Origin of the sequence: Phocaeicola sp. ICN-14070, from assembly GCF_037892625.1 — a bacterium.
In the GTDB taxonomy this organism is placed as follows: domain Bacteria; phylum Bacteroidota; class Bacteroidia; order Bacteroidales; family Bacteroidaceae; genus Phocaeicola; species Phocaeicola plebeius.
On sequence record NZ_JBBKBF010000005.1, the window covers coordinates 77210 to 95248 of the forward strand.

General features: G+C 42.7%; 11 protein-coding genes. 4 read left to right on the plus strand and 7 right to left on the minus strand.

Going from position 1 to position 18039, the window contains the following annotated elements:
* Positions 1–183: 183 nt before the first annotated feature.
* Positions 184–438 carry a type B 50S ribosomal protein L31 gene (locus tag WKT20_RS02785; RefSeq protein WP_007564320.1) on the minus strand — a complete coding sequence of 85 codons (255 nt, stop codon included), beginning with the start codon at positions 436–438 and terminating at the stop codon, positions 184–186.
* A 347-nt stretch (positions 439–785) separates the two neighbouring features.
* On the opposite strand from WKT20_RS02785, the gene WKT20_RS02790 reads away from it, so the two are divergent.
* Complete coding sequence (locus tag WKT20_RS02790; protein ID WP_117673634.1) at positions 786–1793, plus strand: class II fructose-bisphosphate aldolase; 1008 nt, start codon at positions 786–788, stop codon at positions 1791–1793.
* A gap of 79 nt (positions 1794–1872) precedes the next feature.
* Here the strand turns inward: WKT20_RS02790 and WKT20_RS02795 are convergent, their stop codons facing one another.
* Complete coding sequence (locus WKT20_RS02795; RefSeq protein WP_007564324.1) at positions 1873–2049, minus strand: DUF4250 domain-containing protein; 177 nt, start codon at positions 2047–2049, stop codon at positions 1873–1875.
* A 109-nt stretch (positions 2050–2158) separates the two neighbouring features.
* Here WKT20_RS02795 and WKT20_RS02800 point away from each other — a divergent pair, with 109 nt between their 5' ends.
* From WKT20_RS02800 to WKT20_RS02810, 3 genes are all read left to right on the plus strand, one after another.
* Positions 2159–2866, plus strand: a complete 708-nt coding sequence (locus tag WKT20_RS02800; protein WP_117673635.1) for a M48 family metallopeptidase — start codon at positions 2159–2161, stop codon at positions 2864–2866.
* Between the two features lie 88 nt (positions 2867–2954).
* Positions 2955–4127, plus strand: coding sequence for an MFS transporter AraJ (araJ, locus tag WKT20_RS02805; protein ID WP_340416792.1), 1173 nt, complete (start codon positions 2955–2957; stop codon positions 4125–4127).
* Positions 4128–4139: 12 nt separating this feature from the next.
* Positions 4140–8276, plus strand: a complete 4137-nt coding sequence (locus tag WKT20_RS02810) for a hybrid sensor histidine kinase/response regulator transcription factor (RefSeq protein ID WP_340416793.1) — start codon at positions 4140–4142, stop codon at positions 8274–8276.
* Between the two features lie 91 nt (positions 8277–8367).
* Here WKT20_RS02810 and WKT20_RS02815 read toward each other — a convergent pair whose 3' ends face one another.
* The 5 genes from WKT20_RS02815 to WKT20_RS02835 form a co-directional block, all read right to left on the minus strand.
* Positions 8368–9768, minus strand: coding sequence for a glycoside hydrolase family 28 protein (locus WKT20_RS02815; RefSeq protein WP_007564332.1), 1401 nt, complete (start codon positions 9766–9768; stop codon positions 8368–8370).
* Positions 9769–9792: 24 nt separating this feature from the next.
* Positions 9793–12120, minus strand: a complete 2328-nt coding sequence (locus WKT20_RS02820) for a GH92 family glycosyl hydrolase (protein ID WP_117702744.1) — start codon at positions 12118–12120, stop codon at positions 9793–9795.
* Positions 12121–12277: 157 nt separating this feature from the next.
* Positions 12278–13921 carry a RagB/SusD family nutrient uptake outer membrane protein gene (locus WKT20_RS02825; protein WP_117702651.1) on the minus strand — a complete coding sequence of 548 codons (1644 nt, stop codon included), beginning with the start codon at positions 13919–13921 and terminating at the stop codon, positions 12278–12280.
* 24 nt (positions 13922–13945) lie between these two features.
* The gene (locus tag WKT20_RS02830; protein WP_117702650.1) at positions 13946–16936 is read right to left on the minus strand and encodes a SusC/RagA family TonB-linked outer membrane protein; all 2991 of its coding nucleotides are present in this window, start codon (positions 16934–16936) and stop codon (positions 13946–13948) included.
* 30 nt (positions 16937–16966) lie between these two features.
* Positions 16967–18034, minus strand: coding sequence for an acyltransferase family protein (locus WKT20_RS02835; RefSeq protein ID WP_118441347.1), 1068 nt, complete (start codon positions 18032–18034; stop codon positions 16967–16969).
* Positions 18035–18039: the final 5 nt, after the last annotated feature.

Sequence of the window (18039 nt, forward strand, 5' to 3'; positions counted from 1 at the left end):
GTGCATTTGAAATGAAACGCAAGGGCGTTTGCATTAAAACGTAAAGGCGTTTTGTTTTAAACTCTTTGGCGTTTTGAGCGGGATACAAAAGAGCTTTTAAATTCTTCCGAAACCACATAAAAAAAGCCTTTCCATCATCGCGATGAAAAGGCTTCTTTTTATTCTTTCCAGAAAAATAATCAATTATTTTTTCTTGTGGTTTGCATAACGGCTCATGAACTTGTCCACACGTCCTGCAGTATCCACCAGCTTAGACTTACCAGTGTAGAACGGGTGAGATGAGCTAGAGATTTCCAGCTTAACCAACGGATAAGTTTCTCCTTCGAATTCAATTGTGTCTTTAGTAGCACAAGTTGAACGAGACAGGAACATGTCGCCGTTTGACATGTCTTTAAATACTACCGGACGGTAGTTTTCAGGATGAATGCCTTTTTTCATTTTAGTATATACTTTTTATTGTTATTATTGACAAATAAATATGTGGTAACACTGGTAAAGTGTGTAATGGTCTATTTCGGGTTGCAAAGATACGCTATTTCTTTGAAACTAAAAAGAAATACCCGAAAAAAATATTCTGTCACTCAAAGGCTTTTATATAAATAGGTAAATCAGTTTTTGTCACATCTACTTTGCATCCTTACCGCATGTTATGGTAAATATTCCGCTTAAAATTGATTTGCCTCAAGAAAAGACAGAAAATCTCCGATTTAGTATATTGCTAATTCTTTTTATATTGTTACTTTTGCAGATGGAATTAATTACTAACAATTATAAAACTTACAAAAATGGTTAATTACAAAGAGTTAGGCTTGGTGAACACAAGAGATATGTTTGCCAGAGCAATCAAAGGTGGATATGCTATCCCTGCTTTCAACTTCAACAATATGGAACAGTTGCAGGCCATCGTGAAGGCTGCTGTAGAAACAAAATCTCCGGTTATCTTGCAGGTATCTAAAGGTGCTCGTAACTATGCTAACCAGACTTTGTTGCGTTACATGGCAGAAGGTGCTGTAGAATATGCAAAAGAATTGGGTTGCGCACATCCTGAAATCGTGCTTCACCTTGACCACGGAGATTCATTCGAATTGTGCAAATCTTGCATCGACATGGGATTCTCTTCAGTAATGATCGACGGTTCTCACTTGCCATACGAAGAAAACGTAGCTTTGACTAAGAAAGTAGTTGACTACGCTCATCAGTTCGATGTAACTGTAGAAGGTGAATTGGGTGTATTGGCTGGTGTAGAAGATGAAGTTTCTGCAGAACACCACACTTATACTAACCCTGAAGAAGTAATCGACTTCGCTACCCGTACAGGCTGTGATTCACTGGCTATCTCAATCGGTACTTCTCACGGTGCTTACAAGTTCAAACCCGAACAGTGCCACGTTGATCCGGCTACAGGCCGTCTGGTTCCTCCTCCATTGGAATTTGCCGTACTGGATGCTGTAATGGAAAAACTGCCGGGATTCCCTATCGTTCTTCACGGTTCTTCTTCAGTTCCTCAGGAAGAAGTGGATACTATCAACAAGTTCGGTGGCAAGCTGGAAGCTGCTATCGGTATTCCTGAAGACCAGTTGCGCAAGGCTGCCAAGTCTGCAGTTTGCAAGATTAACATCGACTCAGACTCTCGTCTGGCCATGACAGCTGCCATCCGTAAGGTGTTCGCTGAAAAACCGGCTGAATTCGACCCGCGTAAATACCTGGGTCCGGCTCGTGACAACATGGAAAAACTTTACAAGCACAAAATCATCAACGTATTGGGTTCTGACAACAAGTTGGCTCAGTGCTAATTGCGCTTGATACTTATTACACCTGAATAAAATGAATGAAGGCTGCTTTCCTTTCGGAAGGCAGCCTTTTTTTGAGTTCTTACCAGAATTTGTTCTGAGAAGGGTTATATTCAAATCCTGCTTCTTTCAAACGGTTCAGAATATCTTCCTTGCTCACGTTCATGTCTGCACAAAGGGCATCGAGCGAAGGATAATAGTCTCTTAACTTCATGTTGATGAAGCTGAAAAGCATCATCGGGTCTTTAGGTAATTCCATATTGATAAATAATTTTCGATGTATTCTTTTTTCGGGGTGCAAAGTTACGACTTTTATTGCTTCATTAATCCTATTTAATTGATAATTTATTTGTTATCTTTGTCCCGTTATGTCAACTAAACGAATTATAGAAGATAAAGATTTCCACCGTATTGTGATTGCCACACGCCGGGGAGCAAGAAACATTACGATGCGTGTCAAGCCCGACGGCCTGTATCTCACGGTGCCGCCTTACAGCAAGACGGACAAAGTGCTTTCTACCCTGGAGCAGTTTCGTGCCGATTTACGGGAACGCTTTCGGCAGGTGGCGGTACGGCCAATCGATTTCAGTTTTCGGATTGAGGCCGACTGTTTTCGTTTGTCATTGTCTTCCAGTCACCTGAAATGTTTCACGGTGCGGCAGATGCCTTCGGGTGAGGTGACCGTGTTCTGTCCGGAACATACCGACTTTTCGGATGAAGCGGTTCAGAAACTGGTGCGTGGGGCTATTTTGCGTGCCATGAAAAAAGTGGCGGCTGAGTTTCTGCCACCCTTGCTGAGTGTGTGGGCAGAACGCTTCGGGTTGACTTACCGAAAAGTACGGATTACCGCTGCCCGTTCACGATGGGGAAGTTGTACTTCAGCTAAAACCATCAGTTTGTCCTGTTACCTGATGTTAGTTCCCTCTCACCTGATTGATTATGTTATTTTGCATGAGCTGGCTCACACACGTGAAATGAACCATGGCCCTCGTTTTTGGGAACTGCTTGACAGCATGACGGCAGGGCAGGCCTTACGTTTGCGGGGAGAACTTCGGAGGTTCCGGCCATCTTTTTAAAAAGAATTTCAAACATGTGTATAATGTACACTTTTTGATGTAATTTTGTACCGTAGAAGATAGGTAACAGGTAAAAAAGATTGTTTGCATGAAAAAAAGTTTACTGGCACTTGCCTCCGGTACACTCGGGTTAGGTATTGCTGAGTTTGTGATGATGGGAATACTGCCCAATGTGGCTCGTGATTTGAGTATCAGCATACCGGAAGCCGGACATTTTATTTCGGCGTATGCCATAGGAGTTTGTGTGGGAGCACCCTTGACGGTGTTTGTGGCTCGTACGCGTCCGTTGAAACAGATATTGTTAGGACTTGCTGCCATTTATGTGATTGGTAATTTGTGTGCGGCGCTTGCTCCGGAATATTGGACATTGCTGCTTATGCGGTTTGTGTCGGGACTGCCTCACGGAGCATTTTTCGGAGTCGGTTCTATTGTAGCCGAGAGGGTGGCCGATAAAGGGAAAACCTCGCAAGCTGTAGCCCTGATGATTGCCGGTATGACCATTGCCAATTTGTTTGGAGTGCCCTTGGGTACATTGTTGAGCAATCTGTTCTCCTGGCGGTTCCCCTTCCTGTTCAATGGATGCTGGGGAATGCTGGTATTCTTCCTCGTCTGGAAATGGATACCTGTTTTACCCGCCTTGCCGGATGTGGGCTGGAAAGGACAGTTCCGCTTTTTGCGCAAGTTAGCTCCGTGGCTGATTATCCTGACCACGATGTTTGGCAACGGGGGAGTATTTTGCTGGTTCAGCTACGTCACTCCGCAGATGCTGCATGAAGCGGGTTTCCAACCGGAAAGTCTGACATGGATTATGATGCTGGCCGGATTGGGGATGACTATCGGTAACCTGGTAGGAGGACGATGTGGCGATTTGTACGGACTGGCACCGGTGATTCAGTTTACGCAGGTATTTATGATGCTAGCTTTGCTGGGCACGTTTCTGTTTGCAGGAGTACCTTGGCTTTCCGTATTGCTGATGTTTATTTGTGCGGCAGCCTTGTTTGCGGTGTCTCCTCCTCAGCAATTGTTGTTGCTGCAGAACTCCAGAAGAAGCGAAATGATGGGAGCGGCTTGTGTGCAGATTGCTTTCAATTTGGGAAATGCGGTAGGAGCATATGCCGGAGGACTTCCGATTGATGCAGGATTAGGTTATCGCTATCCGGCACTGGTAGGAGTCTTTGTGGTGGCTTTAGGATGGGTCTGCGTTACCTGGTATATCCGGAGAGAACGCAGGCATTGTATAAATGAGCCGATACAATTGTAACATAAATATGCTATGAGACTACTTTTGTTGACTTTATGTATTATTTTATTTTGGGGGAATACGCTACGTTTGGAGGCGAAGAAACATTTCTTTTCAAATTATAATTTCTGTCATATAACAGAGGAAGCCGGATTGCCTAATAATTCGGTGACTGCCGTAATGAAAGATTCATTCGGATATATCTGGGTGGCCACTCAGGACGGGCTGGCGCGTTACGACGGCTATCGTTTCCTGAGTTATGGAGTGAAGGAACCTCTTTACCGCTTGAAAGGTAATTATGTATATACCTTATGTGAGGATCGTCAGAAGAGGCTTTGGGTCGGTTCGGAAGCCGGACTCGACCTGATTGACTTGCGGACAGGTCTTTCTGTTCCCGCGGCCGATTTAGGGGCAACATCGGAATTGTCAACTTTGTTTAATTCGTTCGTCCGTTCGGTGATACAGACTACTGATGGAAGTATATGGGTGGTAACCGACAAGATGTTGTGGTGTCTGGAACTAGATCGCTCTGGAGTAGTGACGGACTGTTATCGGATGCAAGCTGAAGCCGATGAAAGTGTATCGGCCATTGCTGAAATAGAAGGAGGAGTTTGTGCCGGAGTAGGTAACTGCATTTATCGGATTGTGAAGGAAGGTGACAAGTTGCGTAAACAGCAGCTTTCGGAGTCCATTGTACCTTTTAGTGATGACTGGCGTATCTCTTGCCTGCAAGCTGATGGTGATTTCCTGTGGATAGGCAGTAACCGTGGACTTTTTCGTTATTACCGGCAAACGAAAACGGTGAAGCGTTACCGTTACTCTTCCCACCGGGAGGGAATGCTCAGTCAGGCTTATATCACGGATATGAAGCTTACTTCAGATGGCAGTCTGGTGGTCTCCACTTTCAATGGACTGAATGTATACGACCGTGAATCTGATACTTTTTCTTTTATCCGTCGTGTGGAAGATTCCGAGGAGCGGGGATTGAATTCCAATATTATAGTCTGTTTGTTTACTGACGGGCAAGACATTTGGGCCGGTACGCAGGATGGAGGAGTAAATTTGTTGTATCTGTCACGTAGATTAGAGGTATCCAGGTTAGGAGATATTCCCTGGAAACTGTCATCGGGCCGCACACCGCAAATCAGTGCCGTGACAGAAGATAAAAAGGGGAATTTGTGGATTGGTACAATTGAGGGAGGACTTTATCGGATGAATCCCCAAACAGAATCTGTGCAGCATTATGCTTTTACCCCCAATAGCTCTACTTCTATTATTTCTAATAATGTAAACGGAATATTGATAGATAGTGATAATCATTTGTGGGCATATACCTGGGGAGCTGGAATTAGTGAATTAGATTTGAATAAATCGCAGCCTGTATTTCGACAGCATTCCAATGGGGAAGTACCAGGGCTGGAGGATGATTTTATTATGAGTGCGGTAGAAGATCCTGTAAATAAAGGAATCTGGTTTGGCGCCACACATGGTCTGATTTTTTACGATAAATCTCAGGAACGTTTTTCTCGGATTAATCTGGATGTGGATGTAAATGAGTTTGAGTCGGTCGGCTCGTTATGTGTGGACCGAAAGAATCGTTTGTGGTTTGGTACTTCTGAGGGATTGTTTATTATTGATTTGTTTTCTTTTGCTCGTTCGCGTAGGCATTTGAATTATGTTTATTTGCGTTATAAGCTGGATGATAAAAAGTCTACTCAGGTAGAGCGGATTAACTCCGTGTTTCAGGACAGTAGGGGTGTTATCTGGTTGGGAGGAAAAGGTACGGGACTTTATCGTGTGATTGCTGATGACATGAACCGCTTTCAGTTTAAGCACTATGGACCAGCAGAAGGGTTTGATGAAAAAACGGTGTACGGAGTAACTGAAGATGAACTGGGTAATATCTGGATTGCTACGGAAAACGGTTTATCGCGCTTGCTGGTCAATAGTGATACTTTTATAGCTTATGGAAAGTCGGATGGACTTCTGGATAAGGGGTACGATGCGAATGCACTTTATTTTTCTCAACAATATAACCGCTTATATTGTGGGAAAGACCATGGCTTGTATCAGGTTCAACTTCGAAAGCCTGCCGGATTGATGGGTTCACATGGAGTTAAGGTTTCATCTGTTCGGATTAATGAGGGAAGCTGGATGTATGCGGAGAAAAAAAGTTTGTCTGGTTTAGAAGAAGGTGATCAACTGGAACTTGCTTTGACATCGCAAGGTTATGGCTATGGAAGTTCCGTGCGAATTCGTTATAAGTCAGAAGAAGCAGAAAAATGGACAGAACTGTTGTCTGAGAATCCAGTAATTACTTTCCCCTCTTTAGCTTCGGGAGCCTATAAACTTGAAATACAGAGTATGGATGGAGAGGGTAAATGGTCAGAGCGAATTTTACAGCTGGACATTCAGGTTCGTCCGTATTTTTATAAGTCCTGGTGGTTCTTATTGCTTCTTCTGATGTCGGTGGTTTGTCTTTCCATCCTTTTTTATCGTTATAAGGTGAGACGGTTGAGACATCGGCAGGTGTTGCTGGAGCAGTTAGTAGCTCAGCGTACGCATGAGTTGGAAGTACAGAATCATAGCTTGGAGGTAATGGCTCATCATGTGGAAGATATGGCAGAAGAAAAGATCCGTTTCTTTACACATCTTACTCATGAATTTCGTACGCCTGTTACTTTGATTCATGGGCCTATCCAGCAGGCTTTGGCATTGACTTCTGATAAAGAGGTAAAAGAACAGTTGCATATAGCGGAACGTAATGTACAGGATTTACTTTCATTAGTGAACGAATTGATGGATTTCCGGAAACTTGATACTGAAAAAGTAAAATTGAATATTCGTCCGTTTGATCTTATTTCCATGATAGACGACTTGCTTCTGCCTTTTATTTCTTTTGTAAAACGTCGGCATATTACATTGCAAGCTTGTTATCATCTCAAAGGGCTTTCTGTAAATGCAGACCCGACGTATCTTCATCGCGTATTGACAAACTTGCTGGCTAACGCTGTGAAATTTACTCCCGATGGAGGACATATCAGGCTTTATGCAGCTCGTTTGGTAGATAATAAGGGAAAGGTGCAGCTTTATCTTTCGGTATCGGATACTGGGTGTGGAATACCGGAAAAAGACCTTCCACAGATATTTGACAGTTTCTTCCAGGCACAAAATAAAGTAACTTATCCGGTATTTGGACAAACAGGAACAGGTATCGGACTGAATGTGTGTAAACGGATTGTAGCTCTTCATGGAGGTGTGATTTCGGCCAAGAATAACCGAGCAGGAGGTACTTCCTTCCGTGTCCTGTTGCCGATGAAAGAGATGCCGACAGAAGAACTTTCGGCTGTAAATGGAATGTCAGAGGAAGATAATTCTGTCGTGACAGAGGATAATTCTTTACAGAAGGCTACGCTGCTGGTGGTTGACGATAACCATGATATGCGTCGTTATATTCGCTCGTTGTTGAAAAATGAATATAAACTGTTGGAAGCTGAAAATGGAGTGGAGGCTATGAAAATAATTGAAAAGCATCAAGTGGATTTAATAGTCAGTGATTTGCTTATGCCGGAGATGGACGGGCTGGAACTTTCGAAAAGAGTGAAAGAAAATCTGGCCACTAGCCACATTCCTTTCCTGATTCTTACAGCTGTACATTCGGAAGAAAATGAGAAAAAATGTTATTCAATAGGGGTAGATGAGTATCTGTGTAAACCGTTTGATGCAGATATATTTAAGTATCGTATTCGGAATATCTTGACTTTGCGTAGAGGATATCAGGAAAGGCTTTCTCAACCTGCGGTTTTGTCGGATATAAGTGAATTGGGACTGATAGAGGAATCCAGAGATAAGATATTTATGGACAGGGCTATGGAATTGATGAAGCTACATTACGCTGAGGCTGAATATGGACTGGATGCATTTGTGCGCGACATGGGATATAGTAAAACGCTAGTTAATCAGAAAATGCAAAGTCTGGCGGGAATGCCTATCGGCCAGTTTATGAAGAATTTTAGGCTGGATATGGGACGTCAGCTGTTGGAACAGGGAAAGGGGGATGCCAATGTATCGGAAGTGGCTTATGCAGTTGGTTTTAATGACCCCAAATATTTTACGAAATGTTTTAAACAACGTTTTGGATGTTTGCCAAGTTCGTTCAGTCATGCTTAAAGAAAAAGCCGGAACATAAGGTTTGTTCCGGCTAAAAAAAGAAATTTAGAAATGTACCGTTTCACAACGGCGTTTTTATGAGCACTATGGATTATTTTTGTATAATTCCCGCTGTATTTTCTAGATGTATATTTTCTGCAGCATAATCTGGGCGAGTGTCTCCCCAGTTGACTGTACATCTTTCCATTTGAATATCAGAAGCTGTGTGGAAGAAGAATCCGTAAGTCTTTCCTTTCAGGAAGCCTTCTCCATCGCATGGGCGTTTATCGTATATTCCTCCCTCAAATGTGGTACGTTTGTGAAGGTTAACTTCTACCTGGTCAAAGTAAATCCGGTTCACTTTGTCAATGGTGTCTCCTCCTACGAAGATGCCGTTTTCACTTGTACATTTGATGTTCTGGAAGTAGATGCGGCTTACTTCTCCACAGGCACCTTTCACAGCTCCTTTTGGAAAACGCCATCCGGCATCTTTATGATTACCTACAGCACGTGGATAAGAAGTTACGTAAATCGGCTCTGCTTTTCCCCACCATACGTCAGAAAAGAAGCGGCAGTCTACAATCATATTTGAGAATATGACGTTGGTAACTGTACCTTCATCTCGGTTCTGGATTCCAATACCTCGGTTACTATCCTTGATAATGCAGTTAGTGAATAACACGTTATTGATTTTATCCATGTTTTCCGAACCGATTTTTACGGCGCATGAGCGGGAGGTCATAGTACAGTTGGTTACTACTACATCTTCACAGCTTCCATACTGTTCGAATTCACGTCGGTTCTTCAGACAGATGCAGTCATCTCCTGATTCAATGAAACAGTTGGAGATACGCACGTCTTTGGAATGGTCAATATCAATACCGTCGCCGTTTCGGATTTTCAGGTCATTGAGGATAGTGATACCATCAATCATTGCGTTACGGCAACCTATCAGGTGTACACTCCAGTAAGCGCTGTTACGTACGCTGATATCACGAATTACCAGCTTCTGCACGTTGGTTAAAGTCAGCAGGTGGGGACGCGGATCAAAATCGGTTACGGGTTTCAGTTCGTAAGAATCTTCCAGCTCCTTTCCCATGAAAGCCACTCCGTTACCATCGAGTGTTCCGGTACCGGTTATGGATACATTTTTCAGGTCTTTTCCGCTAATCCACATCATACCCTCTCCACGGTTGGCTCCGAAAGCGCTTTCTGTGTAAATACTTTCATCTGGATTAGCCAGTAGGCGTGAGTTGGGGGCCAAATGCAATTCGATATGCGATGCCAGCTTGAAAGGACCACATAAAAAAGTGCGTCCGGATGGTACGATTACTGTACCTCCACCCGCTTCGGAACAGGCGTTGATAGCCTTTTGTATAGCTAGGGCGTCGTCGGTTTTTCCATCTCCCGTGGCACCGTAGTCCATGATGTTATAAATTCCCGTTTGCTGCGAGTGGCATGCTCCGAGGAAGAAGATGCTAAGTAGTGCAAGAAGAATGTTTTTTGTTTTCATATTTGAATGGGGTTTATGTGTTTATTATGGTATTTTCACTAAGAAAGGAGGACAATCAGTTGGAGAATTACCCCAATCTCTGTTGGGGGTGTCATCCATCTTGAATATCATTTCTCCTCCATGTACAATGTCCTTGTGGGAAATGTAATTTTTAGAGTATGGTTTTCCGTTCAGTGTCACACTCTGAATATAGATGTTGTCCTTGGACGCATTCTCTGCCTTGAGGGTAAAAGTCTGTCCGTTCTCCAAGTGTATGACAGCTTTGGGAAAAGAGGGACTAGCTAGTATGTAATAGGGAGAGCCGGGACATACAGGATAAAAACCTAATGAGGCAAAGATATACCAGGCAGACATCTGTCCTGCATCGTCATTACCTGATAGACCACCAGGAGCATTCAGGTATTCAGTTTCCATGATATGACGTACGGCTTGTTGTGTTTTCCAAGGTTCTCCTGTATAGTTGAACATGAATGCTACCTGATGGCAAGGTTCATTTCCATGCCAGTATCTGTGCTCACTGAACATAGAGTCCAGCTTCATAGCAAATTTTTCTTTTCCTCCCATACATTCCATAAGCCCGTATGGGTCATGGGGCACATACCATGTGTAATGGCAAGGAGCGCCTTCTGTGATGAACTTGGTAAACTGGAATGCGTTCTGATCTTTCAAGAATGTACCGTCGGCATGTCTTCCCTGTGCGTATCCGGTTCGTGGATCAATTACATTGCGGTAATTCTGGGCACGTGCAGACAATACGTTGTAATCTTCTTCTTTCTGGAGTAGTTTAGCTACTTGAGAGAGTACAAAGTCATCATAGGCATACTCCAATGTCCGTGATACCTGTTCTTTGGTATGGAAGGCATCGGGAACACTGTCTTCTAATGGAATATAGCCGTATTTCAGATATGACTGCAAGGCACGTCGTCCCATTCCGTTTTTATAATCTTTATCGTCAGCAGGCGATTCAAATGCATTTTTTCGCATAGCTTTGTAAGCTTTCTCTATGTCAAAGTTACGGATGTCTTTTATGCATGCATCACCAATGGCAGCTATACAGTGATCTCCAATCATGGCTGCCGTATAACTGTTCCAGCAGGGGAAGATGGGAAGCCAGCCTCCTTGTTCGAACTTGTGGACGAGTGACTGCATCATATGGCCTGCTTTTGTGGGATACAGCAAGTTGATGAGCGGATGTAATGCTCTGTAGGTATCCCACATACTGAAATCCTCATAATATACTTCATCATGTGCCAATTGAAGAATGGAATCCTTCTGAGCAAAAGCTGGATACCGTCCGTCTACGTCATTAAAAGCATGCGGTAAGAAAGATGCACGATAAAAAGCACCATAGAATTTCTGCTTTGCTTCTTTGTCCGGACTTTCCACCTGGATAGCTGCCAGATGTTTTTCCCAGATATCTGTTAGTCTTTGGTGTGTACGGTCGAAATCCCAGTGAGCGATTTCTTTTTGCAGATTTTTTTCAGCTCCTTTTCTATCGGTAAATGAAGAAGCTGCTTTAATTAATATTTGTTCATTACTTTCTACTTGAAAGCATATATAGATACCGATATTTTTTTCATTTCTAATTTGAGTCTGCCGAGGGAATATACTATCTTCTCGGAAGGTACCGAAGTCACATAACTCCTTTTGATAGTCTATGATAAAATGGCCGCTGTATCCGGCAGGTTCTCCCCATCCTTGATAAATGCGGTGTACAGGATTGTATCCGTAGATACGTTTTTGAAGGGTATCAATTTCAATATATCCTTCTCCTTCATCGCTGTTAGGATTTACAACGAGGTAAGCTTTTCCTTCCTTTTGGTAGGTAAAGCGGAAAATTGCCGACCGTGAGCAGCCTGTCATTTCGGCTTGAAGATGTTCGTCAGGCAGTGAAACGGAATAATAGGAAGGGGTAGCGATTTCCTGATTATGCGAAAACCGTGTACCTCTTTTTTCGGGTGTACAACGTAATGATTCGAATAATGGCATTAATGTCATGGAACCATAATCTTGAGTACATCCTCCTACAATCCAATGTGAATTACGAAAACCTTGGAACAAGGAGTCACGGTAGTAGTAAGGGGCAATACATTTTTGTTCGGTGTCTTGAGTTTGTGGTGTCCAGAAGTTCATTCCATTGGGCTCCAGTACGGCTGGTAGTGTCTGGCCGTATTCCTCTGTGTGTTTGCCAAACATGCCGGCTGTATGAGTGATACTGGCAGCTGTGCCAACTCTTGTGTCAATGTACGACAAAGAGCTTTCGGTTGTTTGACCGTTAGTACATGATATAGCTAATGGAGTAATTGCTCCATAAATCAGAGATTTGAATAATGTCGGAAGAAATGTTTTCATGAATCTTAAAACTACGTGGTTGCAATTCTTTTATTTGTAAAAGTAAGAAAATGCAATTTTTATATTACGGGTTTAAGATGATTGTTTGTATTTGACTTGTGAGTTTATAAATATTGGTGAGAGAATTTCTCTCACCAATATTTGTTATGTAGAAAAATTAGTTATGATATTCAGGATATCCCGGATTTTGTTCCCAGTTCGGGTTGGTATTCAGCATATCTCTATGCAATGGGAAGATACGACGTGTTTTGTCGAAATTTGCTGTCTTGAAGTCATGATAATGAGGGAAGAATTCATCTTCGAAATGACCGAAACGAATCATATCATTTCTACGCCAGTTTTCATCAAAGAACTCACGTCCTCGTTCATCATACAATTCGTCAAGATTGACACTTGTTACTTCTTCTGCATGTACATATCTGCGGATTTCGTTGAACAAACTTACAGGTGTGTCTTGAGGTCTTTCAGTAGATACTCCACCACGTAACAACGCTTCTGCCTTAGTCAGCAAAATGTCTGCATAGCGGAAAATAGGATAGTCATTTGACTGGTTTCTGCTGTTTTTGAAATCGTCATCGATGACGAAGAATTTCACAGAACGGTATCCTTGGTTATATCCTTCGATGTCATCACCTACTCCTAACTGAACGTCATTAGGAGTGTCCAGTGTAATACTTTTGGTAAGTACAATTTGATTTCCGTTAGGATCTAGTGCTGGTTCTGTTGTTGGCTCATAAGTTTCTGGATTGTACACATACACAGGGCCTCTAAGGATACTTTTTATTCGGTCGCCTGCTTTGCTTGCATCTTCAAACAGTTCTGCAAACTCCGGAGTCATAGTGATATAACCACCCGCAGAACTACTCAGTTTCATACCATAGTAACTGAGTTCTACATTTCCGGCCTTTTTCCAAGTACGTGCACGTCCATGCTGCATACCAGTAGCAGTGTAAGTATCGTATGGCATTGCATAGATAAAGTCTTCTACGTGAGAACCGTTGTCCGGACCAAACTTCTTTTGGTAAGACATGGAACCAAGGCTGAATCCACCATTGGTAATGATGTCGTCACAATATTTGATACAATCGTTAAGTTTTTCATTAGTAGCTGTCGCTGCATCATACTTGTCTACAGAAGCTGCTGTATAGACAGCCCAATTGATATACAATTTAACCAATAAGGCTTCTGCCATCCATTTAGTCGGTTTCCCATAAGTATTGGCGCTTACTTCATCGGTGAGTTGTGGAATGATTTCCAACAATTCTTTTTCGATGAATTTAGCGACATCAGCACGTGGTGAACGGTCAATCAATTCGCCATCGCTAGGCAGATGGTCAAGAATTGGAGCATCTCCCCAGCAGTCCATCATAATAAAATGAAAGAACGCACGCATGGCACGAGCAGGAGCTATGATTTCACCAGCTTCATCACCTCCTAAATCTCGGATGATGATATTAGCTTTTGTACAGCCGCCAGTGAGAGTACCCATCCAGTCGATTGTGGCATCTTCTGCTGTAAAATCATGAAGGCTAGGGTGTGCATACGCACCACTGTCATACCATCCACCACCATATGATACGGCTGTGTATTCATCACTTGACAAAGACATTGCTTCCATGTAGCGGCGGCCGAAACAGTCGCGCATCTGGAAATATACGTCGGCCATTTTAGCCTCTACAGCAATTTCATTGTCTGTTGGGTATTCGGTATATTGAGATTCAACCTTTACATCCAAATCTGTACAACCGGAAATTAGAGCGGCTGCACAAATGGAGAATAAATATTTTATATTTGCTTTCATAATTCTGTTTTCTATATTAATAAATTAGAAATTAATCTTTACACCCACCATTGTAGTGCGAGTGTGTGGATAAACGCTCCAGCGGTAGTCGATACCTGGATCAATACCACCCATGTTTACTTCTGGGTCAAGTCCTTTGTAACCAGTGATTGTGAACAGATTGTTGCAAGTTACATACAGTTGCAGATTTTGTAACCATCCGTTGAAATTCTTAAATGTATAACCCAAAGAAAGAGTGCTCAAGCGGAGGTAAGAACCATTCTCAATGAAACGGTCTGACGGAAGACTTGCTGAGGTAGTCGGATTGTCAAGGAACTCTTTCAGTACATTCTTACCACCGGCCAGCATTTCAGGGCTCATGTAGTTGGCACGTGTACCGTTGTAAATATCGTTTCCGAAAACTCCGGTAAAGAATACAGTTGCATTCCAGTTTTTGTAGTTGAATGTGTTGTTCCATCCGAAGTTCAGTTTCGGCTGTGCACATCCAGTAATAGTACGGTCTTTGTAGCCTGGCTGTTCTGTAGTCTCACCTGTACGTTCACCAGTATTTTCATCTCTTACGTAGTAAGTAGCCTTGCCTGCGTCATTAAAACCTGCAAATTCGTAAGTAAAGAATGTTCCGAGAGGTTCACCTTCAATGATACGTTGTGTGTAACCTTCTGATGAAACACCTGCTACCATCGGGTCACCTTGTGTAAATACACCTACTTCAAATTTATCGTTAGACAGTCTGTTTACGGTATTTTTGTTGTGTGAAAGAGTCACAGTTGTATTCCATGTGAAGTTCTTAGTTTGAACAGGAACAGCGTTGATAGATATTTCGATACCTTGATTGGTAATTTCACCTACGTTGGCTGCAATGTCACCAAATGGGTAAAGGTTTGTAGAAACCGGATAGTTCCAGATCAAATCTTTAGTCTTTTTATTGTAGAATTCGATTGTACCGCTAAGACGTCCATTAAGAAGTCCGTAGTCAAGTCCTACGTTAAACATACCTGTAGTTTCCCATTTCAAATCAGGGTTTGCATTTTTAGTCGCTGCCAGTGTACGCCATTGTTTTCCGTTGTAATTAAAGAAGCCGGATGCTCCGTAAGTAGCGATAGCTGTGTAAGCTCCAAAACCTAAAGCATTACCACTGACACCATAACCTAAACGGAATTTCAAGTTGTCGAACAAGTTCTGATTTTTCATAAAGTTTTCTTCAGTGATGTTCCATGCTACACTGACAGAAGGGAAAGTACCCCATTGATTATTTTTGCCAAATACAGAAGAACCATCTCGACGAACTGTAGCCTGAATCATGTATTTGCTATTGAAAGAATAGCTGGCACGACCATAGAATGAAATGTTACGGATAGTTTCTTTGGTTCCGCTTTGTACTGCCGGTATACCGTCGATGGTGCTGGCGTATGTCAGCTGGTTCCATTTTAATACGTCATCATAGAAATCGTGTACAGTCAGTCCGAATCCATCGTTCGACATCTTTTCTTCCCAGGAATAACCGGCCATTACTGACAGTTTGTGAATGTCATTGATAGTGGTATCATAGTTACCAAAGGTCTCAAAGATATGTTCGTGTCCGAAGTATGTGTTACGAGTAGCACGTCCATTGTATGCACTGATACCTTCCAGCTGGGTATTGTGGCTGTCATAAGCACTGTAGGTGCTTTGGTTGTTGGTGAATGAGTAGTTTACATTCCATTTCAATCCTTCGATGATTTCCAAACTTGCTTTGCCCAGCAACTGTGTATTCTTGTACATTGTTTCGGATGTATTTTCATAAATCAGAGACAATGGGTTGTAATTTTTTGAACCAGAACCTGTTGTCCATGAACCATCTTCGTTTCTTACCGGGAGCATCGGTGAGAAGTAATTCATTGCATCCAATACAGAGGCACCTTCGTTGTTCATTGGCACACCGATTGCTTTACCATATTTGGCATTTACACCAGCAGAAAGTTCCAAACGATCTTTCAGTACTTTTGTTGTTACTAAAGAACGGACATTTAATCTGTCCATGCTAGAGCCTGTAATCACACCTTCACGGTCTTGATAGTTGATGCTGGCCATGTAAGTAGTTTTACCGGCACCACCATTGATTGAGAGGTTATGATTGGTGCTGATAGCTGTGCGAAGCACTTCGTCTTGCCAGTTGGTGTTTGCACCCATATCATTAGCCAAAGTTGCTCCTGTAGCTTCTGCATAAGCACGCAAATCATCTGCGCTTGCCATATCCAGGGTGTTGAGAATATTATCGAAGGCTACGTAACCACTATAGCTTACATTGGTACGTTCTGCTCCATGTTTACCTTTCTTGGTATTGATGATGATTACACCGTTGGCTGCTTTTGAACCATAGATGGCAGTTGCAGTAGCATCGCGGAGTACATCGATACTTTCGATGTCGTCAGGAGCCACTATAGAGATGTCTACACCCGGAATACCATCGATTACATAATAAGGCTGCATGGCCTGACCAGTACGTAAAGATGAAGAACCACGCAATGTGATGCTCGGAGAACCGTTCGGGTCACCGGTGGTAGTGATAGTCAATCCAGCCACTTTACCCTGCAGCATGCTGGCTGCATCAGAGAATACACCAACATTTAACTGGTCTGCTTTTACAGTAGTAATAGAACTGGTAACGTCTTTACGAGCCATGCTACCATAACCGATAACAACTACTTCGTCTAATGTTTCTGTATCTTCTTTCAGGGTTACATTGACTTTTGCACCGTTTACTACAACTTCTTGCGATAAGAAACCGATGTAGGAAAATACAAGTGTCTTACCCTTTGCTACTCGGAGAGTATAGTTACCGTCCAAATCGGTCACAGTTCCATTAGTAGTACCTTTTTCAACCACGTTTACACCAATCAGTGGTTCACCAGATGTACTTTGCGCATTTCCTGTAACAGTGAGCTGCGCAAATGCCCATGAGACATTCATCAGAAAAAGAGCCATAAACAAAGCGAATGGCCTTAGTCTTGCATTTTTCAATTGTACTTTACACATAAACTTAGATTTTTTAAAGGTTAGTTTTTATCAGATCTTGATATAAATTCTTTTACGATGGAAGATGTATCCGGTCAGTCCTATAACTGAACAGAATAATAGCGAGTAGACAAGAGACGCCAAATATTCATCAGAAATAATCATAGTAATGGCATGATAAATGGCATCTTTTATTTCCCATTGAGAGAAGATGATGGCTACCACTTCACTCAGTACGTAAAGGAACAAAGGGTTCATCCCGAAAACCAGGAAGAAGGTCCATCCTTTATTGATGTTCTTTACGTCTATTACATACATAAGCAATGCCAATAGCAGAGAACCCCAGCCACATGTGACTAAAACGAAGGTGGTAGACCATACCCGTTTGTTAATCGGCATCCAAATGGAAAGTACATAGCCGATGACCAGCATAATTACAGCTGCTGTAATGAGCTTGACAATCCGTTTGCTTACAGATATCTTTTCCAGCAACAGTCTGCCACACATAAATCCGATGAGCGTGTGGGCTACGGCAGATAATGTGCAGGCAAGGCCTTCTGGGTCAATCGGACTCTTTTTGTAAAGATGGGCTTCTCCAAATACGTTTCTGTCAATGACCGCAAGCAGATTGGTGTCATCACAGGCATAGCCGTTTCCTGTCAGAAGTAAGATGGAATAGGCAAGTAGTAATCCACCGCAAATCCATGGGAGATACTTATGATTGATATAAATGACCATAAGCGATACGATGCCGTAGCATAGGCCAATTCGTTGCAATACACCAGGGATGCGTAGTGTGTCTATGGGGAAGAAATTTCCGTTACAAGCATATCCAAACCAGTCAATTGCTAATCCAATCAGGATGATGAGGAATGTACGTCGAACAATCTTTCTGATAACTTCAGAGGTAGGCTCGAAATTAAATTTCCGAAGAGAAATGTAGGTGGAAATACCGACCATAAACAGAAAGAACGGGAAAACCAGGTCGCACGGAGTGAGTCCGTTCCATACAGAATGACGCAACGGTGCGTACGAAACGGGACCTCCGGCATTATTTACCAGAATCATGCCGCATACCGTGATGCCGCGTAAGATGTCTAATGACAACAATCGTTTCATGGTGC